Genomic DNA, 23,474 nt, shown 5'->3' with positions numbered 1-23,474 from the left:
CTCCTTTCGCGTCGGGGGAAAGCAAAAAAGCCTATCCCCACCGTCACCGGCAAAGATAGGCTTATCGTCTCATGCAAGGAAGCGCCCTTTACCTGAGGCAAAGCTGCCTGCAGGCGAAGGGCACACCTATGTCCTTCACTCACGATACCCAACCTTGCCGGCCTCACGGGACCGAATTAAAGGGGGGTTCCTGTTACTGATCAGTATACCTCGAGAGGTCGAATTTTGTCAACAGCGAGCCCTTGAGTCGTTCGATTTGTTTGGTCCGATTGATTCGCTTGGTCCCTTTGATTTGTTGGGGTCATCTGAAGCGCTTGAAGCACCTGTACGAAGGGTTCTGGCGGATCCGCCTGAAACCGCATCGGCTCGCCGCTGCGAGGATGGACGAATTCCAGCTTCCAAGCGTGGAGCGCCTGCCCGGTGAGACCAAAAGCGGCTTTGCGGGGGCCGTACTTCGGGTCGCCGGCGACGGGATGACCGATATGGGCCAGGTGGACACGGATCTGGTGGGTCCGACCCGTCTCTAAACGGCAGTGGAGCAGGCTGAAGCCCTGTTCCGGATAACGAGCCAGGACGCGAAAATGGGTGATGGCGCTTTTTCCGCCGGCGATGACGGCCATGCGCTGACGGTCTTTCGGATCGCGGCCGATCGGCGCCTCGACGCGACCCGTTTCGGCGCCGATGACACCGTGCACGACGGCCAGGTACTCGCGGCGCACCCGGTGGTCCTTCACCTGCTCTGTCAGGTGGATGTGGGCGCGATCGTTTTTCGCGACCACCAGCAGGCCGGAGGTATCCTTGTCGATGCGGTGGACGATGCCGGGCCGCAGCTCGCCGTTGATCCCCGACAGGTCTTTGATGTGGTAGAGCAGCGCGTTGACGAGCGTGCCCGACCAGTGACCCTCAGCCGGGTGAACGACGAGACCGGCCGGTTTGTTGATCACGGCGATATCAGCATCCTGGAAGATGATTTCCAGCGGGATATCCTCCGGGAGGATCTCCACTGCTTCCGGCGCAGGCGGCGCCACCTCGATCACATCGCCGGGACGCAGGCGGTAGTTGGCTTTCAACGGCCCCCCGTCCAGGGTGACAAGGCCCTCTTTGATCCAGTTCTGGCCATGGGAGCGCGAAGGCACAAGCCCCTTCTGCACCAGCCAAACATCGACGCGGCTGTCGGCCTCTGCCGGCGTGACGGTAAGACGGACCAATTCGGGCCGTCGGGATTCTACCTCGATGTCCAGTTCCTCAGTCGCCAGGTCCGGGGAATTTAGGTCCTGGCTTTTTGGAGATTCTATCCTTTTAAAAGACATGGTGTTCGGGCTCCATTCCTCTAGAATCCAGCACTCCCTTAGGCAACTCGAGTCCGCATCTTATCTATGACGCGAAGCCCGACTGTTTTTTCTAAATTATTCGCCGGAGCCTGTCGACTCGCTGGATGGCACAGGCTTTTTCTCCTCATCCGGCGCCAGCAACAGACTGAGCATGATCAACGCCACGCCTATAGAGATGGCCGTATCGGCCACGTTAAAGACAGGCCAGACGCGAAAGTCGAAAAAATCGATGACCAGGCCCGTGCGGAACCGGTCGATCAGGTTACCTACAGCGCCGCCGGCCTGTAGGGCGAGACCCAGGCGCAGCCAGATCTGATCCTCCGGCACGCGGCGGTAAAAATATAAAATGGCGGCGACGACGAGCACCGTGACAGCGATGAAAAAGAAGGTCTTGTTGGCCAGCATGCCAAAGGCGGCGCCAGGATTGAGGATGTAAGTGAGGTGAAATATGTTGGGGAGCAGCGGAATCGATTCGTGCTCTACCATCTTCATCTGCACGATGATCTTCGTCAGTTGATCAACGGCGATCGTGGCCAGCAAAATAATCCAGAAAAGGCCATTGCCGATTCGTCTCGATGGTTCGTGGCGCACAGTCCGGTCCCTCCTTTTCCAGAGTGCCCAATCTGAAACATTTTAGCACGCTGGGGCCAGGGGTGCAACCAAGCGCGACAAAGGCCAGCCTTGCGGCTGACCTCTGTATGGTAAAACCTATCGGCCGGAATCTTGAAGCGCACCTTGTTGGGCGTCGGCTCCGGCAGAACGGGCCAGGGTCGCGGAAACGCCGTTGCTCTGGGCGAGTTGCTGCTCGGCCAGTTGGACCATCTTCTTGGTCATGAAACCACCGATGGAGCCAACTTCACGTGTGGTCATGTTTTCCCAGCCGGCGCTTTGAACCTTGTTAGCTAGGCCGATTTCGGCGGCCACTTCATACTTGAAGCGGTCCAGCGCGCTTTGCGCCCCAGGGAATACGGCTTTGTTCCGGTTCGGCATTCCTGTTCTTCACCTCCTCCCGTACTGGTCTAGGCATAGCATGTCTCACCGAAGTCCTCTTCATATTATGAAGCTCCTGTTAAAAACCATAGTCCTTGCCGCGCTGTCCATGCCGTGACAGCGTTGGGATGATTTTAGAAACATAAAAGCCGGCACAAGGCCGGCTTACAGGCGACGGGGTCCCTCTTCGTCATCGACGCCATCCATATCCTGATAAAAGACACCATCTTTCCCCTTTTCGACAGGGATCATCTCGATGGCCTCCGTCCCTCCGACCCGCTCGAAGTGGTTGGGCACGATCTTGGGGTACTCAGGCGTAAACTCGATATCGCTCGGCCCATCGGAGCTGCCGTACTGAGCCAGGATCTGCCAGGTGTCCTCGCCATCGAACATGGTGGGATCCTTTCTGTCGCGGTCCGTCCCATGCTCGCCGATAGAAAAGAGGTTGTCTGAGTTCCCTCCCCAAGGGTAGGGCGCCGCGTCCTCTTCGATGGGCCGAGGGTGGCGGTCTGGGTGCAACTCCTCTTCATGGCTCTGGCATTCAATGCAGAGCGTTGCCGTCGGCATGGCCGCCATCCGCGCATCAGGGATTTTTTGATGGCATCTTTCGCAGATCCCGTAGATGCCCTCGCTGATGCGCCGTTTGGCCTTGGCGATCTCATCCAATTCCCGGCTGAAGCGATCCCGCGTCGCCAGGTCCTTGCCCCGCTCATAAACCTCGCTGCCTACATCGGCGGGATGGTTGTCGTAAAGGCTCAGTTCCTGGATCGATTCGCCCATCGATTCCCCCAGGGCATCTTGGGTCATGTGGGTCAATTGGTCCCGGATGTCCGTCTCCATCGCGTTCAGCCGCCACCAGGCGGCCTCATGGCTGTCCGGCATCGGTATCCCCTCTTTCCCCTCTTCGTTTTCATTTGAAAAAGGGCAAACTGCCTGTGCGGCCCTCAGTGTTGGATCCTTATCTACATGCCCAATTGGGTCTGGACCATGCGGACCACCTCGGCGATGAACCCGCCGATGAGCGGCAGGTTGAGCACCACCAATTCGCGCAGGATCAGCACAGCCACGGCGCCGAGGACTGTAAAGCCGACGGTCATGCCCAGACCGCGCGCCAGTCCGGCTAAAAAGTTCAGGTATAAGAGGCGTTTCGGGTCGTTAAAGAGGTCCACGTACTCGGCCACGCGGATCTTCTCCATATCCAGGGCCAGCATGGCGATCCGCTCATTGAGCGATTCGACGAGCCGCCTGTCGACCTGCGGTTCTTCTCTTTCCATTTTGCCCACCTGCCTGGGCATAGTATGTGCCATGATTTTACTGCCCATGAAAGACATTTAAGGCAGCCGCTTGTTCGCCGAGCATGAATTGGGGGAAGCACTTTCCGCCTAGTTGTTCAACGCCTGCAACGGCGCCGGGATCCTGCCACCCCTGGCCACAAAGGAGGCGGCGCTAAAGCCATGGACCGGCATGACCGGCGCATGGCCGAGGAGTCCGCCGAACTCCACATGGTCGCCCACCTTTTTGCCGGGCACGGGGATGATGCGGACGGCCGTCGTCTTGCGGTTGATCATGCCGATGGCCGCTTCGTCGGCGATGATGGCCGAGATCGTCTCGGCCGGCGTGTCGCCGGGGACGGCGATCATGTCGAGGCCGACAGAGCAGACACAGGTCATCGCTTCCAGCTTGTCCAGGGTCAGCGCGCCCGCCTCGACGGCGGCGATCATGCCGGCGTCTTCGCTGACAGGGATGAAGGCGCCCGACAGGCCGCCCACATAGGAGGAGGCCATGGCGCCGCCCTTTTTCACGGCATCGTTCAACAGGGCCAGGGCGGCCGTCGTGCCGTGAGTGCCACAGCGCTCCAAGCCCATCGCTTCCAGGATGTCGGCCACACTGTCGCCGATGGCCGGCGTCGGCGCCAGGGAGAGGTCGACGATGCCGAAGGGCACGCCGAGCCGTTCCGAAGCGGCCCGTCCGACCAGTTCGCCCATGCGGGTGATCTTGAAGGCCGTCTGCTTGATGATCGTGGCCAGTTCGCCGAAGTCGCAGCCCGGCTTTTTGCGGACGGCGTTCAGGACGACGCCGGGGCCGCTGACGCCTACGTTGATGACACACTCCGGCTCGCCGACGCCGTGGAATGCGCCCGCCATGAAGGGGTTGTCTTCAGGGACGTTGCAGAAGACGACCAGCTTGGCGCAACCCAGACCGTCGCGGTCGGCTGTCGCCTCGGCGGTAGCCTTGACGATGCGGCCCATGAGCGCCACGGCGTCCATGTTGATGCCGGCCTTGGTGGTGGCGATGTTGATCGAGGCGCAGACGCGCTCGGTGACAGCCAAGGCTTTCGGTAGCGACTCGATGAGCGCCCGATCGCCGGGGGTCATTCCCTTATGAACGAGGGCCGAATAGCCGCCGATGAAGTTGACGCCCACCGTCTTGGCGGCGTCATCGAGGGCTTTGGCGACAGTGACGTAGTCGTCCAGGCCCATGCTCTCTGCGATCAAGGAGATGGGGGTGACGGAGATGCGCTTGTTGATGATGGGGATGCCGTAGCGGCCCTCGATCTCTTCTCCGGTCTTGACCAGGTCGCCGGCCATGCGGGTCACCTTGTCATAGACGGCTTTGGCTGTCGATGCCGCGTCGGTGCGGCAACAGTCGCGCAGAGAGATCCCCATGGTGATGGTGCGGATGTCCAGGTTCTCCATCTGGACCATGCGGATCGTCTCCATAATTTCTTGAGGTGATATGGAAAGGGGCATGAGCAAAACCCTCCCGACCGGTTAAGTACAAATAAACGATGAATCCGTCAATCACAGACGCTTTCCATTGATATGGCGATGCCTCTATCAGATGCGATGCATGAACTTGAAGATGTCCTCGTGTTGGGCCATGATCTGTACACCCAGTTCCTGGCCCTTCTCTTCGAGGGACTTGCGGAGTTGTTCGAAGCTGGCTTTGGCGTCGTTCATGTCGATGACCATGATCATGGTAAAAAATTCGCCTTGCAAGATCGTCTGGCTGATATCGAGGATATTCGCGCCGGCGTCAGCGATGATGGTGGCGACGCTGGCGATGATCCCCACCCGGTCCGCGCCGATGACGGTGACGATGACACGGTTGTCCTTTTTCTCTGGCATGATTTTTCCACTCCTTGCAAATCAGGGGCGCCGCCCCCGGGAATACCCATTTCGAGGTATTTCCTTATTATTCGGGGCGGCGCCGTCATCTCCTGCTTGTTTTTGTCGAACCGCAAATAGCGGCGTGAAAGAGGCATCTCTCTCACCGCCGCTATCCGGCTTTGGGCACTGACCCATCTCAAATCAGCATTTTGACGATCTGCCCATTCTTGATCACCGCCGCGTTGGCCTCGTCGGTGTCTACGTGCATCTCGGCAGCAAAGGTCTCGTGAACGCGGATCAACACATGGTCGAAGCGCAAGCCCCGGAAGCCGCCCACCTCGACGGCGATGCGGTCCTTGTCTTTGAGCCCCAGTTGGGCCGCCTCGCCGGTGCTGAAGTGGATGTGGCGGGCGGCCACGATGGCCCCTTCCTTAAGGGACACCTGCCCTTGCGGTCCCACCAGGGTGATCCCCGGTGTCTCAGCCAGATCGCCCGAGTCGCGGATGACCGGCGGGATCCCCAGTTTATAGCAGTCCGTTACCGATACCTCGACCTGAGATTGTTTGCGCAGCGGCATGAGCAGGCGAACACCCTCGATCAGTCCCTTAGGGCCCATCAAGGTCAATGTCTCTTTGGCGGCGAACTGCCCCGGCTGAGACAGATCCTTCATCGGTTCGGGCTGGTATCCTTCGCCGAAGAGCCGGATTAGGTCCGCCTCAGACAAGTGCAGATGCCGGTTGGAAACGCCCACGGTGACCTCTTTTTTTGCTGCATCGAACAAAGGCCTCAGCCCCTTCTGTCATCATCCTCCATCCTGTAGGATGACCGGGGGCAGGCAGTCCCTATGAGTGCACCGGGGCGGTAGCTTGTGGAATTTCCTCTTCCAGCGCGGCGGCGCAGCGCGGGCAGATGGTCGGACGCGCTTTGTTGGCGCCTACCGCTTCGCTGTAGATCCAGCAGCGCTCGCACTTCTGGCCCGGCGCCTTGGCGACCTCGACGGCCAATCCGGCCACATCGGCCTCGCTGAAGGCGCCGACAGGCGCATCTGCCAGTACGACGGAGGAAACGATGAAGAAGGTGGCCAGGTCTTCCCCTTCCAGGAAGCTCCGCAGGTCGGCGTCGACAAACAACCGCACCTGGGCTTCCAGGGAATGGCCGATGACCTTGGCCTGGCGGGCTGTTTCGAGGGCTTTCGAGACGACGGCACGGATGTCGAGGAGACGCTCCATCTTATCGGCCAGAGCGGCGTCGATATAGCGGCTGTCGGCTTCCGGCCAGCCGGCCGTCTGGACCGTCTTGGCCCGTTCCTTAGCGCCAGGCAGGTAGCCCCAGACCTCTTCGGCGGTGAAGCTGATGAAGGGCGCCAGCATCCGCACGAGGGCGTCAGCCGTATGGTAGAGGACCGTCTGAGCCGACCGGCGGGCCTGCGACTTGGCCGGCGAGGCGTAGAGGCGGTCTTTGATGATATCGAGGTAGATAGCGCTCATGTCGACGGCGCAGAAGTTGTGAACGGCATGGTAGACCAGGTGGAACTCGTAGTTGCGGCAAGCGGCGGTGACGCGCTGGATCAATTTGTGCAGCAGCATCATGGCCCAGCGGTCCAGTTCGATCATATCTTCGTAGGCCACGGCGTCGGCTTTCGGGTCGAAGTCGTAAAGGTTGCCCAAGAAGTAGCGGAAGGTGTTGCGGATCTTGCGGTAGCCGTCGGCCGTCTGGCGCATGATGTTCGGCGAGGCGGCCACATCAGTCCGGTAGTCGACGGAGGCGACCCAGAGGCGCAGGATGTCAGCGCCCATGTCCTTGATCACATCCTGAGGCTCGACGCCGTTGCCGAGGGATTTGGACATTTTGCGACCCTGCTCGTCGACGAGGAAACCGTGGGTGAGGACGGCCTTGTAAGGAGCCGTCCCTTTGGTGGCCACTGCCGTGGAGAGGGACGAGTTGAACCAGCCTCGGTGCTGATCGGAGCCTTCCAGGTAGAGGTCGGCAGGGAAATGCAGGTCCTTGTGCGTCTCCAGCACGGCCGCATGGGACGAGCCGGAGTCAAACCAGACATCCATGATATCCGCCTCTTTGCGGAACTTGCCATGGCCACAGTGGCCGCAGGTCAGGCCTGGCGGTACGAGGTCATCGGCCTCACGGGCGAACCAGACGTCAGAGCCGTGCTCGCGGAAGAGGCCTTGGATATGGCTGATCGTCTCGTCGTTGATGATCGCCGCGCCACAGTCGGCGCAGTAGAAGATGGGGATCGGCACGCCCCAGGTCCGTTGCCGGGAGATGCACCAATCGCCCCGATCGGCGACCATGTTGTAGATGCGGTCGCGGCCCCAAGCCGGGATCCAGCGCACCTTGTCGATCGCTTCGAGCGCCTCTTTGCGGAAGCCGTCGATGGAAGCGAACCACTGCTCGGTAGCCCGGAAGAGGATGGGATGCTTGCAGCGCCAGCAGTGGGGGTACTGGTGCTTGATCTTGCCGGCACGGATCAGAAGGCCCCGCTGCTTCAGTTCTTCGATGACGGCCGGGTTGGCCTGGGTCGTCGTCATGCCGGCGAAGATGCCGCCTTCGGCAGTAAACTTGCCCCGGTTGTCGACAGGTGAGATGACCTCTAAACCGTAGGCCTTGCCGACCTGAAAGTCCTCGACACCATGACCGGGCGCCGTATGGACGCAGCCGGTGCCCTGTTCCAGGGTGACATGCTCGCCCAGGATCAGCAGCGAGTCGCGCTCGAAGAAGGGATGCTGACAGACGAGGCGCTCCAGATCCTTGCCGATAAAGGTCTGCTCCACCTGGCCGCCTTCCAGACCGGTGTCGGCCATAAACTTGGCCAACAGTTCTTTTGCCACGATCAGCCGGTCGCCGCCGAAGCGGACGAGGACATAGGCGAATTCAGGGTGAACCGTGACAGCCACGTTGGCCGGCAGCGTCCAGGGCGTCGTCGTCCAGATGACCACATAAGCGTCTTTGGCGTCGAAGAGGCCTTTCAAATCCTTGACGGGGAACTTGACATAGATGGAGGGCGATTCCTTGTCGGCGTACTCCACCTCCGCCTCAGCTAGGGCGGTCTCACAGGAGGCGCACCAGTAGACCGGTTTTAAGCCCTTGTAGATGTAGCCTTTTTTGGCCATCTCGCCGAAAACGCCGATCTGGGCGGCCTCAAACTCGGGCTTTAGCGTGATATAGGGGTTCTCCCAATCGCCGCGCACGCCGAGCCGCTTGAAGCCTTCGCGCTGGACGTCGACATACTTCAAGGCGTATTCCTGGCAACGGCGGCGGAACTCGACGGTGGAGACGGCATGGCGATTGAGGCCCAGGGTCTTGATGGCCTGCTGCTCGATAGGCAGACCGTGGGTATCCCAGCCGGGCACGTAAGGCGCATCAAAGCCGTCCATGGAGTGAAACTTGACGATGAAGTCCTTGAGCACCTTGTTCAGCGTGTGGCCAAGGTGGATCTCGCCGTTGGCGTAAGGCGGGCCGTCATGGAGGATAAACTTGGGCTTGCCGGCGTTGGCCTTAGCCACCTCTCGATAGAGGTCGATCTCCTCCCAGAACTTGATGATTTCCGGTTCCCGTTTCGGCAGGTTCGCCCGCATGGGGAATTCCGTCCGGGGCAGGTTAAGCGTCTTGCCGTAGTCGGGACTTTCCTTCCCGTTCACTTGCCTCTCACCTCGTTTAAAACTAAAAACCTCGCCCCATATCTGGTAAGGGGCGAGAGTTCCCTCGCGGTGCCACCCTTGATCGTTCCGCTCCGGCAGGTAAAACTGCTGCATTTCGGACATAAAGCTGCTCGCTACAGCGCTGCAAGGCTTTAGAGATCAGCGTTCCTGCCGGGCAAACACCTCTTGTATGCGCATAACGGCCGCTTGCCGGCGCCGCTTACTCTTGTTCGGCGGCGCAGCTCCCGGGGGATATGCGGGTAGCGCCCTTGCCCTGGCTTCCACCCTCCCAGGTTCGCTGTCAAGTCGGTCTACACGCACCTGTCCCGATCAATGCTGTTTGATGTATCAGCGATCAACCGTTGTTCGCATCAACGGTCCTTGACGCTCGATGATTGCTGCGCAAAAAGTGCAAGAGTATTATACTGAAAAACTGGTTCAGATGTCAAACCTCTTGCGCAAATCCTCTGCACTGACTCCCTCCACCTCAAGTGTCTTCAAGCGCGACGTCTCCCCCGCCACCAGACGCACCTGGCTGCGGGAGAGGCCGAGGGTCTTGGCAATAAACTGCAGGCAAGCGGCGTTCGCCTCACCGTCGACAGGCGGCGCCGTCAGGCGGACCTTCAAGGCATCGTCTAAAAGACCGCAGACCTCGTTTTTCGATGCCCGCGGCTGCACCCGGATCCTGAAACGAATCGAGCCGCCGGGCTGTTCCTGAATCCAACCCATCAGCCGGCCTGACCCTCGCCGGTCGAGACAGCGGCAGGGGACCAGGGCCTGGCGTCGGCAAAGGGCTCATCCATGTTGGCCATCTCTTCCCAATCTTCTCCTTTGACCGTCTCCAGTTGGGACAACAGCATGGCTCGGAACTGGACGCGGAACTGGCGAAACTGGTTGCGCATGTGTTCGTACTGGCGCTCCATCTCCTGCTGTTTCGCCCAGGCCGCCGCGACGATCTGTTCCGCCTGGAGCCGCGCCTCCTTCAGCCGCAACTCGGCTTCACGCTCGGCTGAAGCCCGTTGCTCGTCGGCTGTCTTCTGGGCCAGCACCAGCGTATTGTTCAAAGTCTCTTCCAAGTGACGGTAACGGAGCAGGTTTTCCTCGCAGCGAGCCACCTGTTCCTTCAAAAGGATGTTCTCTTTATACAATTCTTCGAAGGACTGGGCGACCTGGCGTTGGAACTCGTCCACCTCTTCTGTCTTGTAGCCCCAGGCGCCCTTGCGAAACTCCTTCTGGTGGATATCAAGCGGTGTCAGCATCGCTAACCTCCTTCACCGGCGTTTACCGGCGGCCCCTGACCTGTCAGCCAATTCACCGTAACCCCTTCAACGGTCGGTCTCTTCAACAGTCTGCCCTCAGCGGTCGACCGGTTGCCAGACCGTGAGCCGGATGCGTCCTTTCCTCGTCTCGCCGCCGACAGCACGCAGGATGGCTCGTCCAAAACCGCGCAGCGAGAGGATGTCCCCCTCGTCGGCGCTTTTGCTCCCGTCGGTCATCTCAAGGCCGTTCACCTTCAACAATCCCCGCCCAATGACCTCATCAGCCCGCGAACGGGATAGATGCCAGATGGCGGCGATCAGCGCATCCAATCGCAGGGAGGCGACGGTGATCGTCCGCTCCTCCCCCTCATCGATGAAGGCGTGGACCGTCCCGTCGTCGATGACGCGGACCGTCAGGGCGGACTGGCGGACCTGACGCCACTGGGCCTCCACATAGCGGGCGACGTCACAATCGAGCACGACGGCACAGCCCCGCTCGGTCCGTTTCAGGTCGCCCACCTTTTCCCGGCGGATCCCCAATCCGAGCAAGGCGCCGAGGTAGTCGCGGTGGCCGATCCTTTCCCCTTTCCTGACCGGCTCTGCCAGGACCCAGCAGATGCGGCTGTCGGGCCTGTCCTCTTCGTCAGGCAAGAGGACGAGCCGCTGGCGCTCAGCGCCCTCATATCCCCCGTCAGCGACACAGAGAACCCCACCGGGTCCGCGGAGCAGTTCCTGAGCCGCCTTGCGCAGGTAGGGCTCCAGAAAATCGGTCACCTGCTGGCGGTGCGTCCGCCGGCACTGTGCCGCCTGATCGGCGATCCGGGCCAGCTTTTCCCGTCCCTCCCCCGGCGGCAGGTGCGAGAATCGTCGTTCACGGGCAGCGTCCATCTAGAAGAGCAATTGGAGCAACAGACGCTCCAGGACCTCCAACAGGATATAGGCGACGATGGGGGAAAAATCGAGGGGAAGCGAGGCCGGCACAGGGATGATCCGCCGCAGCGGCGACAGGAGCGGTTCGGTGAGGTCGTAGATGAAGCGGATGATCGTCCCGTCCGGGTTGTGGGGGAAGTAGGAGAGGATCACCCTGATGACGATGAGAAACTTCAGCACCTCAAAGGCGATGTTGATGATCTGATAGGTCTCGCCGATTCCCAACTCGTCAACCTCCATTTCACGCAAGAACCCGGCAGAAGGGCCGGGTCATTTCATCGGGAACCTGACAGTTCGCGGGCGCGGCGGGTAGCCGCGTGAACAGCGGCGAAGACAGAGGAACGGAATCCGCCATCCTCCAGCGCCTGGACGCCGGCGATGGTGGTGCCGCCGGGCGAGGTCACCTTATCGCGCTCCACAGCGGGATGGTTGCCAGTGCGGCGGATCATCTCAGCCGAACCGATGACCGTCTGCAGGGCCAACCGGCGAGCCAGGTCGCGCGGCAGCCCTTCTTTGACCCCGGCATCGATCAATGCCTCGATGAAGAGGTACACATAAGCCGGGCCGCTCCCGCTCAAAGCCGTCACGGCGTCCAGATACGACTCCGGCAGCACCTCGGCCAGACCGACAGCCTCCAAGAGCTGACGGGCCATCTCCACATCGGCCGTTGAGGCGCTTCGCCCGCCCGACAGGGCCGACGCGCCCATGCCGACGAGGGCCGGCGTGTTGGGCATCACCCGCACCACAGGGATCTCTGGAGAGAGCCAGTCCTCCAGTTGGGCCAGGGTGATGCCGGCGGCGATGGAGATGACCAGGTGCCGGGGAAGAATTGCCCCCGCCGCTTTGAGCGGCGCCAGCACAGCCGGCAGCACCTGAGGCTTGACGGCCAGCACCAAGATGTCGGAACGACGGCAGACTTCCTCATTGTCAGGGGTGACGATGACGCCCAGTTGCGCATGGAGCGAGTCGAGGCGCGCCTGCGATACATCGGAAACAGTCAGGCGATCAGCCGGGACGTTAACGAGGAGACCTCGCAACAGCGCCTCGGCCATGGCCCCGCCGCCGATGAAGCCGATCCGGCGCCCTTCCAGTTGGGAAACTTTCAATGATGCCGGACCTCCTAGCCTTTATTGGCCCATGCCAAGGGGGAACGGACAGAAGACAGGTCGTCGCCGGTCACCTCGCCGGAGATATCCACGTTGCTCGGCGCGAAGACGAAGATGTTGGCGCCCACCTTCTGCATGGATCCATTCAACGCATAAGTGGTGCCGCTGATGAAGTCAATGACCCGCTGGGCCATCTCCCGATCGGCCTTTTCGAGATTGAGGATCACCTGCCGCCGGTTTTTCAGGTGGTCGGCAATGGCTCTCGCCTCATCAAAGGTCTTCGGTTCGCAAACCACAACCTTCAACTCCTTCTTTTGCCGCTCTGTCACCAGACTGACAACAGGCGCCGTCGGCCGTTCGGTCCGCTCAGCCCGTTCGGCGCTCCGCCGGGAAAAGGCCGATTCCCGTTCCTCACCAGAGTGGGGCGCCACCGACGCATCATTCATCTCCTCGATCTCATCGCCAAGCCCCATGATGCTGTAAAACTTCTCTACCAATTTGGCCATCGAAATCCATCCTCCTCTCTCACGAACGACCGCCGAACAGGCTGGAGCCAATCCGGACGATGGTCGCTCCTTCTTCGACTGCAACTTCAAAATCGTTGGACATGCCCATGGAAAGATGCCTCATCTCTACCCTTTGTAGCCCTAATTCATCCACTTCGCGGGATAGGTGATAGAGATCGCGAAAAAAGGGGCGCGTCTCCTCCGGATCGTCCACGTAAGGCGCCATCGTCATCAATCCACGGATATGTATGCCCTCGAAGGCCGTCACGTCGCGGATAAAGGAGATCAAATCGCGCCTGTCGACGCCGTGTTTGCTCTTCTCCCCCGCCACGTTGACCTCTACCAGGCAATCGATGGGACGACCTAACCGAGCGGCATAGCGGTTGATCGCCTGGGCCAGGGACAGCCTGTCCAGTGAATGGATCAAGTCCACCTTGTCGTAGATGTACTTTACTTTATTCGTCTGCAGCGTGCCGATCATATGCCAGCGGACCGAACCACGCACCTGGCGATGCTTCGCCAATAGTTCCTGCACACGGTTCTCCCCCAGCAGGTCGACACCGGCGTCAACAACCTCTTGGATCTGCTCCACCGGCACCGTCTTGGTCACCGCCAGCAACCGGATCGCTTCCGGTTCGCGACCGGCGCGCATGGCGGCATCACGGATTCGTTGGCGCACACGGCCCAAATTTTCCTGCAAATGGCCCATGATCGCTCAATCCCTTCACCACGCTTCGTATTTCGCCGTTCGACAGGGAAATCCTGCTACTCTTACCTTGAATTCTTACCTATTGCCAAGTTTTTTATTTAATTTCCTGCCCTTCCCGAAGAAGAGCCGGGTTTTGGACAACCAATTCCCCTTCGGCAACCCCATCGATGATCACCTGGTCGCCGATGGTCGCTTTTACCTGTATCGGTCGCCATTCGGCCCGGTTTTTCACCGCCAGCCAAACCCCTTTTTCGCCGTTTCGCTCAATCAGCGTGTCCTTGGACAGGAGGATGCCCTTATGGATCTTGTCCACGATCTGCAAGGGCAACTGGCGCCTTTTGAACACCTCTGCCGGCGGGTTGACCAACTGGATGACAGCCCATACATCGTCGGTCCCGCGGACCTGCAGGACTTTGCCGTAAAAATTCGGCCCTGCCGCGTTGAGGGCGAGCGTCAACCGCCGCGACGGCACCAACGGTTCGCCCAGGTCTTTCACGTCGTAATGAGTCAGGAAGTAGGCTTTCTCCACATTGTCGATCACCTTGAACAGCCCCTGCCCCGCCTGGGCCAGTCCATCAGGTGGAATCTCCTGCGGTCTCTCCGCCAGGGTGTTCAGCTGTTCTGTGCTCAATTCGTCAAGCACCCGGGGATTGAGCACCTCTTCCAGACCGTCGAGCCGGTAGACGATCAAGCCGGCTCTCGGCGAGGGCAGGTCTTGATAGCTGCCCATCTCTTCCCCGACCGGGCTTAAGCCCTTCAGCCGAACGACAGGCGCGCCGACACGGACGCGATCGCCATCCTTCACCAGCCGTTGCACGTGACCCGCCATCGACGCATGGACTATTCGCTCGTCGCGGATCACCCATCCGGGCAGTTCACGCGTCTCCGCCAGTTGTCCCATCTTGGCCGCCTGCAGTTCTACAGTGACCTTGACGAGATAGCCGGTGATCCTGTCTTTCATCCACCAGAGACCGGCCGCTGCGACGGCCAGCAACAACATAAGCGCCGCCAGGCGCAGGAGAGCCTGCCGTCTCCGCTGCCGCAAAGCCTCTTTTCCCACCGGAACCATCGTCAGCCGGGACATGCCTTTTCCCCCCAGCACCTAACAAGATTGAAAAGAGCGAATTTGGGAAACCGGGTAACTTTTAGTGAGACTCCCGCCGCTTTTCCGCCGACGCTTCGTTGGAGAGCCCGGTAACTTCAAAAAGCCGAAAGAGCAGGCTCAAGAAAATCGCCACCACCGTCGCTAATGCCATGCCCTTCAAAGCGATGGCGCCCCACTGAATCTGAGCGCCGCTGACGCCGATGAGCAAGACGACAGAGGTCAAGATCAGGTTCGTCGCCTTAGAGTAATCGACCTTCGACTCGACGAGCATGCGCACCCCTGAGGCGGCGATGACGCCGAAGAGCAACAGGGAGACGCCGCCCATGACCGGTGCGGGGATGGCCTGGATGGCCGCAGAGAGCTTGCCTACAAAGGAGAGGCCGATGGCGATGAGGGCCGCAACGCCGAGCACCCAGGTGGAGTAGACCTTGGTGATGGCCATCACGCCGATGTTTTCCCCATAGGTCGTATTCGGCGTCGAGCCGAAAAAGCCGGAGAGCATCGTCGACAAACCGTTGCCAAGGAGAGAGCGGTCCAGACCGGGGTCGCGGGAGAGGTCTTTGCCGACGATATTGCCGGTCACAATCAGGTGGCCCACATGCTCGGCGATGACGACCAGCGCCGCCGGGGCGATGATGGCGATGGCGCCTAAGTCAAAGCGCGGCGAGTATAATTTCGGTACGGCCACCCAGGATGCCTCCACCACCTTCGTCCAATCGACCATACCCATAAAACCGGCCAATGCGTAGCCGGCGAGCACGCCGAAGAGGATGGGGATGATGGCCAGGAAGCCGCGGAAGACGACGGAGCCGATCAGGGTTACCGCCAGGGTGAAGAGGGAAAGGGTGATCGCCTTGACGTTGAGGGGCGTCGCACCCGTCGGATCGGGAACGAGTCCCGCCATCCCGGCAGCTACCGGGGCCAATTCTAAACCGATGACAGCGACGATGGCGCCCATGGCCGCCGGCGGGAAGATCACATTGAGCCAACCGGTGCCGGTCACCTTGATGATCAAGGCAACGATAATGAAGATCAGGCCGACGACGATAAAACCGCCCAAAGCGGCTTCATAGCCGTATTTGGGAAGGACCATGAAGACCGGCGAGATGAAGGCGAAACTGGAACCCAGATAGGCTGGAATCTTGCCCCGACAGAGCCACAGGTAGAGCAAGGTGCCGATACCGTTAAAGAGGAGAACGGTGGCGGGATTGACATCAAACATGATGGGGACAAAGACGGTTGCGCCAAACATGGCGAAGAGGTGTTGGATGCTGAGCGGAATCGTTTGCAACAGCGGCAGTCGTTCATCGACTTGGATCTCTCGTTTCATGATGCGCGTCTCTCCTCGTTTTGCGTCTTCCATGCATAAGCGTCGGAGTTCCAATGAAAACCGCTCGCTTCTGCCCTCTTGTCCCATGATAGCAAAAGGCACATCTTTTTCAAACCCTTCGAGAGGTCTCTTCGGGACATTATCGCATTTTTAGCCTGTCCTTGTCTGCTCCCGTCCATGAGGGGAAAACAAACAAGCTCCCAGTCAACTGCTGGGAGCCCCTGTTTGTTTTCATATGGGTCCACCCTCTTGATTTCTCCGAATCGGATGTTCAAAGACGAAACGTTTCGTCGCTACTCATTCAGATCCTTCCGCTTCCCCGAGACAAGGTAGACGATGGTTTCTGCGATATTGGTTGCGTGATCGCCGAACCGCTCCAGGTAGCGGGCCACGAAAAGCAGATGCGTCGACTGAGTGATCTTTTGCGGATCCTTGATCATGATCGCCAGAAGTTCCTGCAGAACCTCCTTATACAGCGCGTCGACCTGATGATCCAGTTCGCTCATGCGGATAGCCAGTTCCTCGTCTTCATAGACGTAGGCGTCCAGGCCGTCTTTGACCATGCACTGGCAGATCTGCGCCATCTTCTGGATGACGACCAGGGGTTTGAAATAATCCTCCTGGGCCAACCTACGTACGGCTTTGGCAATGTCGACGATGTTGTCGCTCATCCGCTCCAAGTCAATGGTGATCCGCCAAGCGGCGCTGATCCGGCGCAGATCCTTGGCCATCGGCTGTTGCATGGCGATCAGCTTCATGCAGCGGTCCTCAATAGTCAGCTGCATGCGATCGATCTCGTCATCGTTGGCGACGACTGCATCGGCCAAGGCCACGTCCTGCCGGACCAGCGCCTCGATCCCCTTTTCGATCTGTTCCTCTACCAGGGCGCCCATGCGAAGCAGATCCTGTTGTAAATTTTTCAAAGACACGTCAAATTCCGAACGCGTCGTCATGAGCCATCCGCCCTTTCCTTATCCTTGGGTGTTCAATCAGAAGCAAGGCTGATCGAAAGGTTAGGTTTCCCCTGAGGCCGCGGAGCGAAGCGTACAGCCTTAGCCGAAGCGTCCCGTGATGTAGTCTTCGGTGCGCTGGTCTTTCGGATTGGTGAAGATGACCTCTGTATCATCGAATTCGACGAGATCGCCTACAAGGAAGAAGGCCGTCTTGTCGGAGATGCGCGCTGCCTGCTGCATGTTGTGGGTGACGATGACGATGGTGTAGTGCTGTTTCAGTTCTCGGATCAATTCTTCGATCTTCAAGGTCGAGATCGGGTCGAGGGCAGAGGTGGGCTCATCCATCAAAAGAACTTCTGGCTGGATGGCCAGGGCGCGGGCGATGCAGAGGCGCTGTTGCTGGCCGCCGGACAGGCCGAGGGCCGGTTTGTGCAGGCGGTCCTTCACCTCATCCCACAGCGCCGCCTGGCGCAACGTCGTCTCCACGATCTCATCAAGCTTGCGCTTGTCTTTGAGGCCATGCAGCTTCGGCGCATAGGCTACGTTCTCATAGACCGTCTTGGGGAAGGGATTGGGCGCCTGGAAGACCATGCCGACCCGCTTGCGCAAGGCCACCACATCCGTGTCCGGGTGGTAGATGTCGGTGTCTTCGAACATCAGCTTGCCTTCCACGCGGCAGCTGGGGATGATGTCGTTCATCCGGTTGAGACAGCGCAAGAAGGTCGACTTGCCGCAGCCTGAGGGACCGATCAGGGCGGTCACGTCTCCCTCGCCGATGGCGACGGTAATGTTTCTCAAGGCTTGAAAGTCTCCGTAGTAAAGATTTACGTTTTCTGCGGAAATTTTTGTCTTCGCCATGTTTTCCTCCTACACTCTGCGCATGCGACGGAAGTACGAGCGCAACAGAATGGCCACCAGATTCAGGCCAAGGACGAGGATCATCAAGACCGTCGCCGTTCCGTAGGGAATCTTCGGGTCGGCGTTGGGCACCTGAGTCGCGATGACATACAGGTGATAGGGCAAGGCCATCACCTGATCGAAAACACTACTTGGCAGGCGCGGCAAGAAAAAGGCAGCCGCCGTCAGCAGGATGGGCGCCGTTTCACCAGCCGCCCGGGCGACGCCCAGGATGGAGCCCGTCAAAATCCCCGGCATGGCGTTCGGCAGAACGATGAGCAGGATCGTCTGCAGTTTCGTCGCGCCAAGGGCGAGGCTGGCCTCCCGGTAGCCGTTGGGAACGGCCCGCAACGCTTCTTCCGTAGTGGTGATGATGACCGGTAGGATCATCAAGGCCAACGTCAGCGAACCGGAGAGGATGGAGACGCCGAAGTCTAGAAAGAGGACGAAGAAACCGAGTCCAAAGAGACCGAAGACGACGGAAGGAACACCAGCCAGGTTGACGACAGCAAGACGGATGATGCGCGTCGCCCAGGATTCACGGGCATACTCGACGAGGTAGACAGCTGTCATCACGCCGACGGGCAAAGCAAAGAGGATCGTGGCCAGGACGAGGTAGAAGGTACCCACAATGGCAGGAAAAATACCACCTTCCGTCATCCCCTTGCGCGGGTTCTCCGTGATAAACTCCCAGGTCAGCGCCGGAAAGCCCTTCGAAAAGAGGTCCCAGAGCACGACGACGAGGACCAGCACGATCAAGGCCGCCATTGCCCGCAGGATATGGAAGGCGACTTTTTCAGCAACCTTCGGAGACACTTACTCCACCTCCTTCATGCGACGGCTGACGATGTCGGCCACGAGGTTGATCAAAAAGGTCATCAAAAAGAGTACGGCGCCGACGAGGAACAGGGCATAGTAATGGTCGCTGCCCCGGGCTACTTCACCCATCTCGGCGGCAATGGTGGCCGTCATGGTCCGGACAGGGACGAGGAAAGTGTCTGGAATGACGCCGGCGTTGCCGGTAACCATCAACACTGTCATCGTCTCGCCGATGGCGCGGCCAATGCCCAGCATGATCGCCGCCGTGATGCCGGAAAGGGCCGCCGGCACAATGACCGTCTTGATCGCCTGCCAACGGGTGGCGCCCAGGCTGAGGGACGCTTCCATATAGCGCCGAGGCACCGAGGAGATGGCGTCTTCCGAGATGGAGGTGATCGTCGGCAAGGCCATCAGCGCCAAGGTGATGGCGCCTGTCAACGCCGTCAGGCCGGTCGGCAGGTTAAATAAGTCTTTGATCAAGGGCGCCAGGACGGCGAGGCCGAAAAAACCGACCACGACCGACGGGATGCCGGCGAGGACCTCAATGGCTGGCTTCAGCGTTTCCCGCACAACAGGACTGGCCACCATGGCCAGGTAGATAGCGGCGCCGACACCTAAAGGCACGCTGATGACAATGGCGCCGAAGGTGACGATGATGGAACCGGCGATCAGCGGCAGCAGGCCGAAAACAGGCGGACTGGAGATAGGGTACCATTTCTTAGAAAGCAGCGTGCCCGCAGCCGGATCGGTCATCAAAGGAATCGCTTCCTTAAAAAGAAACAAGAAGATGAGGATGATCGTGACGACGCCGATAAAGGCGCTGAGAAAGAGGAGACCCTCGGTCATTTTTTCGGCGACGTCCCAAATTCTTCGTTTTTTTGAAGCGCCTTTGCTTAACGATTCTTTGCGCACTACGAATTCAGTTGTGATGGCTGTATTTTCGCCGTTTGGACTCATGGCACCATCCCCCTTGGTCCTTCATCGCAGGAAAATGGGCAGAGCACTCATACACTCTGCCCATTCTACTTTTTAGATTATTCCGGCTCTGGATTGTTTTGTCTCTTACTTGACCGGCACAAAGTCCATCTTCTTGACGATGGCCTGGCCTTCACTGCTCAGCATGAAGTCGACGAAGGCCTTGGCGACACCTTGGGGCTCACCAGCCGAGTAGACGAAGAGCGGACGGGAGACAGGGTAGGATTTATCTTTGACAGAGGCTTCAGAGGGCAGCACAGCGGCAGAGCCGGCGTCTTTCTTGACAGCGATGGTTTTGACGGAGTCTTTCAGATAACCGAGACCGACATAACCGATGGCGCCTTTGTTGCCTTCCACTTCCTTGACGATAGCGGCGCTGGAGCTTTGCAGCAGGGCATCGCTGCGATATTCCTTGTTCTTCATGACATGTTCTTTGACGAAGACATGGGTGCCGGAAGAGGTTTCGCGAGCGTAGACGACGATCTTCTCGTCATTGCCGCCGAGCTCTTTCCAGTTGCTCACCTTGCCGGTGTAGATGTCGGCCAGTTGTTCCATGGTCAGTTCCTTGACAGGGTTGTCCTTGTTGACGATGAAACCGATGCCGTCGTTGGCGATGACGAACTCTTTGACATCTTTCTGGGTCTTTTCTTTGATCTCATTTTTCTCTTCCGCTTTCATATCCCGGGAGGAGTTGGCCAGATCAGCCGTGCCGTTCACAAGTGCTTTGATGCCGGTGCCCGATCCGCCACCGGTGACAGCGATGCTGGCGTCTTTGTTTTTCTTCATGAATTCTTCTGCCATGGCTTGGCTCAGGTTGACTATCGTGTCGGAACCTTTCACCTGGATGGAGCCTTTCACGCCGGATTCTGCGGCAGGCTTGGCAGCATCCTGTTTCGGCGCATTGCCGCCGCAACCGACGGCCACAGTGCCCAGCAGACCGACGACAGCGGCCAGGGCCACAACCTTGGAGAACTTCTTCAGCGAGTTCATGAAGTGGTAATACCTCCTCGATTTTTGGCGTCATGCCGGAGCATGTCCGCATTTCCATATGCAACTATACATGTTGAATGTTAGACAAGAATTACGCGACGTTTAAGATTCTGTTAACGAATCTTTTTGCCTTCGGCTTTTCTCATCAATAATGTAGACACTGCCGCTCTGCCGCTTGGCCTCTTTTTTCACCTCGGCGGCCACCTCGCCCAGTTCCATGGGGTGGTCAAAGCGTCCCGGCCAGCACTCCACGACAGCCAGGGAGACCGACATGATCGGGAAAAAGCAGGTGTTGCCTTGTCGGTCTTTCGAGCAGATGCAGCGGCGCTCTCTATCCTCTGCCGAATAAAGCTCAACGATCTCCCGGTCAAAGGCGGCGATGATCCCTTCACAGATGGCTTCGTAGGGGTTTCCCGTCAGGATGATGAAATCGTCGCCACCGATGTGGGCCAGCAGATCATCGGTGCGACCCTTGGCACGGACGACGTCGCCGGCGATGCCGGCCAGCAGCTTGATCGCCTGGTCGCCGCGCTCAAAACCGTAGCGGTCATTGAAGGCCTTAAAATTGTCCAGATCGATGTAGATGACCGTAAAAGCCTGATTCCATTCGAAGCGCCGCAGGATGTCCTGTTCAATGCGCGGGTTCCCCGGCAATCCAGTCAAGGGATTGGCCGCCAGGGCATACTCCATCTGGATCCGGGTCATGTGATCCAGCAGCGTCCGAACTGAGACGACACCGGTGCAACGGTTTTTATCCGTAACGATGATGTGGTCATAGAGGCGCTGCAGCTGACGTGACGTGGCCATCTGGGACACCTTTTCCAACCGGGTGGCGCTGTCGACGATCAACGGGTCGTGGTCCATGACCAGGGACACAGGCCGGTCGGCATAGAGGGCAACACCGTACTGGTTGGCCAGGTGGCTATACATCTTGTCCCGCATGACCAACCCCACCGGCATTTCGCCATCGAGAATGACCAAGCTGTTGCAGTCGGCGTGGCGCTGAAAGTGTCTCATCGCCTCACGGGTCAACTGATCCTTTTGCAGGCCATGGCACTCCTCCACCAGGCTGCCGACAGTGACGGCATGCAGCGGTTCCGCCCGGAGGCGGTTCTTTTTGTCTGCCAGGACAGCGATGGCCTCGGCGCTGGGGCCCTCTCTTTTGGGCAGGGGCCGGCCGATAAAAAAGCCCTGCCCGATGTCTACACCGATCTGGGACAAAAAGCGCAGCTCTTTTTCCGTCTCGATGCCCTCAGCCACGATCTTCGCACCGATCTTGCGCCCGAAGGTGACAAAGGTTTCCATGAGGGCCTGCTTGATCGACGATGTGTCGATATCCCGGACGAGGGACATATCGATCTTGATGAAGTCGGGCTGCAGTTCGGCGATGGCTTGCAGGCTCGAATATCCGGCGCCGGCGTCATCGACAGCCACCCGAAATCCCTGTTCTCGGTAATGTTTAAGGGTCTTCCGGAAGCTACCGAAGTCGTCGATGGCCGTCCGTTCCGTGATCTCGAAGACGATGTTGTGAGGCCGCAAGCCATGCTCGGCGATCAGGCGGCGCGTGTTGCCCTGAGCGAATTCGGGATCCTTCACGACCGACGGGCTGATGTTGAGGAAGAGAAGCTGATCGCGCAGCAGCTCGCCGCACTCGGCGATGGCTTTTTCCCGGATCTGCCGCTCCAGAGGGTACAGCAGGTCAGCCTTTTCGGCCAAGGGAAAGAGGACGCTGGGGGAAGCGAAATAACTGTCGACAGGACCGCGGCAGAGGGCTTCATAGCCGATGATCTCACCCTTCTCCAGGCTGAGCAGGGGCTGATAGACCACATGGAACCGATCCTCCGCCATAGCTTCCTTCAATTCCCAGATGCGGCGAGACCATTTGGCGTCGCTGTGCCCCTTGGCGATCGCCGTCGCTTCCTTAAGGGCATTGTAGACGAGGCTTTCCAGGCTCAACCCGGAGGTTGGTCGCAGGATCGCCCAACCCAGGTGCAGGTCGAGTGGTTCCCGCAAAAGACCGCTCAAGGTCTCGTTGACCACAGCCAGCGACTGGCTGCGCAGGTCTTCCGCCAGACGTTCCAAAAAGTCCAGCACCGTGTCGATATCGCCCGGCGGCAGGGAATAGTAAACGGCGAAGTCATCGCCGTTGAGGTTATGTACGAACAGGCCTCGCCCCGCACCGAGGATGGGCTTTGCCTCCATGATCGCCTGGCTCAGGGTGGACAGCACCTGTTTACAGACGGAAAAGCCATAACTCCGCTCGATGGCGGTGAACCCGACGATATCAAGAAAGACGAGACCGACGCCATTTTCATTTTCTAAACCGCGCTCAATCTGCTTGAGCACCTCAGCACTGGAGACGGTGGAGGGGTAAAAGCTAACCTCCTGGGAAAAGGGCTGACCGAGGCTTTTCAACCAACCCTCTAGCATATCGAACGGTCCCATCCGGTCTGCCTCCTGCTCGATTCGTGACGGAGCACAAGGGCGCTGTCATCAGCGCCTGCCTCCAGACCGGCTGTCGCTTTTGCCTCTTGGGCGAAAAACTGAATCACTATCAACAGGTGGGCTGAACTGGCTGAAATCTCTCCAGATAAGTCGTAAAAACTCTCCGCATGTTCTCCCGTACTGTCGATGGCCTCCATCATCTGAACTGGTTCGGCAAAGCGGCCGATCGGCAACGCAGCGATGGAGCGGGTCACCGAGAGTGCTTTTTCTACGCCCATGCGCTCCATTGTCATAGCCTTCGTTTCTCCCCTTCACGGTGTTTCACAAAGCAGCCTGAGAAACAATATCCTCTGCTCATTTTTAGAC

At 59.2% G+C, this 23,474-nt stretch carries 25 protein-coding genes; all 25 read right to left on the bottom strand.

The window, feature by feature from the left end; translation table 11 throughout:
* Positions 1-200: 200 nt before the first annotated feature.
* A complete protein-coding gene (locus tag HM1_RS09500) occupies positions 201-1,310 on the bottom strand; it encodes an RluA family pseudouridine synthase (protein WP_012283161.1) in 1,110 nt (369 codons plus the stop codon).
* 96 nt (positions 1,311-1,406) lie between these two features.
* Complete coding sequence (gene lspA / locus HM1_RS09495) at positions 1,407-1,922, bottom strand: signal peptidase II (RefSeq protein ID WP_012283160.1); 516 nt, start codon at positions 1,920-1,922, stop codon at positions 1,407-1,409.
* A 117-nt stretch (positions 1,923-2,039) separates the two neighbouring features.
* Positions 2,040-2,321: an alpha/beta-type small acid-soluble spore protein gene (locus tag HM1_RS09490; RefSeq protein WP_012283159.1), complete on the bottom strand. Its 282-nt coding sequence runs from the start codon at positions 2,319-2,321 to the stop codon at positions 2,040-2,042.
* A gap of 165 nt (positions 2,322-2,486) precedes the next feature.
* The gene (locus tag HM1_RS14690) at positions 2,487-3,203 is read right to left on the bottom strand and encodes a TraR/DksA C4-type zinc finger protein (protein ID WP_012283158.1); all 717 of its coding nucleotides are present in this window, start codon (positions 3,201-3,203) and stop codon (positions 2,487-2,489) included.
* Positions 3,204-3,283: 80 nt separating this feature from the next.
* Positions 3,284-3,595: a DUF5665 domain-containing protein gene (locus HM1_RS09480; RefSeq protein ID WP_012283157.1), complete on the bottom strand. Its 312-nt coding sequence runs from the start codon at positions 3,593-3,595 to the stop codon at positions 3,284-3,286.
* A 108-nt stretch (positions 3,596-3,703) separates the two neighbouring features.
* Positions 3,704-5,071: a PFL family protein gene (locus HM1_RS09475; protein WP_012283156.1), complete on the bottom strand. Its 1,368-nt coding sequence runs from the start codon at positions 5,069-5,071 to the stop codon at positions 3,704-3,706.
* Positions 5,072-5,158: 87 nt separating this feature from the next.
* Positions 5,159-5,449 (bottom strand): ACT domain-containing protein, encoded by a 291-nt coding sequence (locus tag HM1_RS09470; RefSeq protein ID WP_012283155.1) that lies wholly within the window; start codon positions 5,447-5,449, stop codon positions 5,159-5,161.
* 178 nt (positions 5,450-5,627) lie between these two features.
* Complete coding sequence (locus tag HM1_RS09465) at positions 5,628-6,212, bottom strand: phosphate propanoyltransferase (protein ID WP_148207121.1); 585 nt, start codon at positions 6,210-6,212, stop codon at positions 5,628-5,630.
* Between the two features lie 61 nt (positions 6,213-6,273).
* Positions 6,274-9,021: an isoleucine--tRNA ligase gene (gene ileS, locus HM1_RS09460; RefSeq protein WP_049754248.1), complete on the bottom strand. Its 2,748-nt coding sequence runs from the start codon at positions 9,019-9,021 to the stop codon at positions 6,274-6,276.
* Between the two features lie 501 nt (positions 9,022-9,522).
* Complete coding sequence (locus tag HM1_RS09455) at positions 9,523-9,813, bottom strand: DUF167 domain-containing protein (protein ID WP_012283152.1); 291 nt, start codon at positions 9,811-9,813, stop codon at positions 9,523-9,525.
* Positions 9,813-10,343, bottom strand: a complete 531-nt coding sequence (locus tag HM1_RS09450; protein WP_012283151.1) for a DivIVA domain-containing protein — start codon at positions 10,341-10,343, stop codon at positions 9,813-9,815. The genes HM1_RS09455 and HM1_RS09450 overlap by 1 nt, the downstream gene beginning before the upstream one ends.
* A 96-nt stretch (positions 10,344-10,439) precedes the next feature.
* Entirely contained in the window at positions 10,440-11,231 is a 792-nt protein-coding gene (locus HM1_RS14685; RefSeq protein WP_012283150.1) for a YlmH family RNA-binding protein, read from the bottom strand.
* Positions 11,232-11,498 (bottom strand): YggT family protein, encoded by a 267-nt coding sequence (locus tag HM1_RS09440; protein ID WP_012283149.1) that lies wholly within the window; start codon positions 11,496-11,498, stop codon positions 11,232-11,234.
* A 50-nt stretch (positions 11,499-11,548) separates the two neighbouring features.
* Entirely contained in the window at positions 11,549-12,379 is an 831-nt protein-coding gene (gene proC / locus HM1_RS09435) for a pyrroline-5-carboxylate reductase (RefSeq protein ID WP_012283148.1), read from the bottom strand.
* A gap of 14 nt (positions 12,380-12,393) precedes the next feature.
* Positions 12,394-12,885, bottom strand: coding sequence for a cell division protein SepF (locus tag HM1_RS09430; protein ID WP_012283147.1), 492 nt, complete (start codon positions 12,883-12,885; stop codon positions 12,394-12,396).
* A 19-nt stretch (positions 12,886-12,904) separates the two neighbouring features.
* Positions 12,905-13,594, bottom strand: a complete 690-nt coding sequence (locus HM1_RS09425) for a YggS family pyridoxal phosphate-dependent enzyme (RefSeq protein ID WP_012283146.1) — start codon at positions 13,592-13,594, stop codon at positions 12,905-12,907.
* Between the two features lie 94 nt (positions 13,595-13,688).
* Positions 13,689-14,678, bottom strand: coding sequence for a biotin/lipoyl attachment domain-containing protein (locus HM1_RS09420; RefSeq protein ID WP_012283145.1), 990 nt, complete (start codon positions 14,676-14,678; stop codon positions 13,689-13,691).
* Between the two features lie 61 nt (positions 14,679-14,739).
* A complete protein-coding gene (uraA, locus tag HM1_RS09415; protein WP_041315322.1) occupies positions 14,740-16,032 on the bottom strand; it encodes a uracil permease in 1,293 nt (430 codons plus the stop codon).
* Between the two features lie 290 nt (positions 16,033-16,322).
* Positions 16,323-16,982 (bottom strand): phosphate signaling complex protein PhoU, encoded by a 660-nt coding sequence (gene phoU / locus HM1_RS09410; protein ID WP_012283143.1) that lies wholly within the window; start codon positions 16,980-16,982, stop codon positions 16,323-16,325.
* 99 nt (positions 16,983-17,081) lie between these two features.
* The gene (pstB, locus tag HM1_RS09405) at positions 17,082-17,840 is read right to left on the bottom strand and encodes a phosphate ABC transporter ATP-binding protein PstB (protein WP_012283142.1); all 759 of its coding nucleotides are present in this window, start codon (positions 17,838-17,840) and stop codon (positions 17,082-17,084) included.
* Between the two features lie 9 nt (positions 17,841-17,849).
* Complete coding sequence (gene pstA, locus HM1_RS09400; protein ID WP_012283141.1) at positions 17,850-18,695, bottom strand: phosphate ABC transporter permease PstA; 846 nt, start codon at positions 18,693-18,695, stop codon at positions 17,850-17,852.
* On the bottom strand, positions 18,696-19,655 hold the full coding sequence (gene pstC / locus HM1_RS09395; RefSeq protein WP_012283140.1) for a phosphate ABC transporter permease subunit PstC: 960 nt from the start codon (positions 19,653-19,655) through the stop codon (positions 18,696-18,698).
* A gap of 105 nt (positions 19,656-19,760) precedes the next feature.
* On the bottom strand, positions 19,761-20,663 hold the full coding sequence (locus HM1_RS09390) for a phosphate ABC transporter substrate-binding protein (RefSeq protein WP_012283139.1): 903 nt from the start codon (positions 20,661-20,663) through the stop codon (positions 19,761-19,763).
* 102 nt (positions 20,664-20,765) lie between these two features.
* Positions 20,766-23,108, bottom strand: a complete 2,343-nt coding sequence (locus HM1_RS09385) for an EAL domain-containing protein (RefSeq protein WP_012283138.1) — start codon at positions 23,106-23,108, stop codon at positions 20,766-20,768.
* Complete coding sequence (locus HM1_RS09380) at positions 23,087-23,401, bottom strand: hypothetical protein (protein ID WP_148207120.1); 315 nt, start codon at positions 23,399-23,401, stop codon at positions 23,087-23,089. Before HM1_RS09380 ends, HM1_RS09385 begins: the two co-directional genes overlap by 22 nt.
* Positions 23,402-23,474: the final 73 nt, after the last annotated feature.

The sequence above is a fragment of the Heliomicrobium modesticaldum Ice1 genome, from assembly GCF_000019165.1.
In the GTDB taxonomy this organism is placed as follows: Bacteria; Bacillota; Desulfitobacteriia; order Heliobacteriales; family Heliobacteriaceae; genus Heliomicrobium; species Heliomicrobium modesticaldum.
Note: the sequence above shows the minus strand (reverse complement) of the source record. Positions and strands in the feature narration are given on the sequence as shown.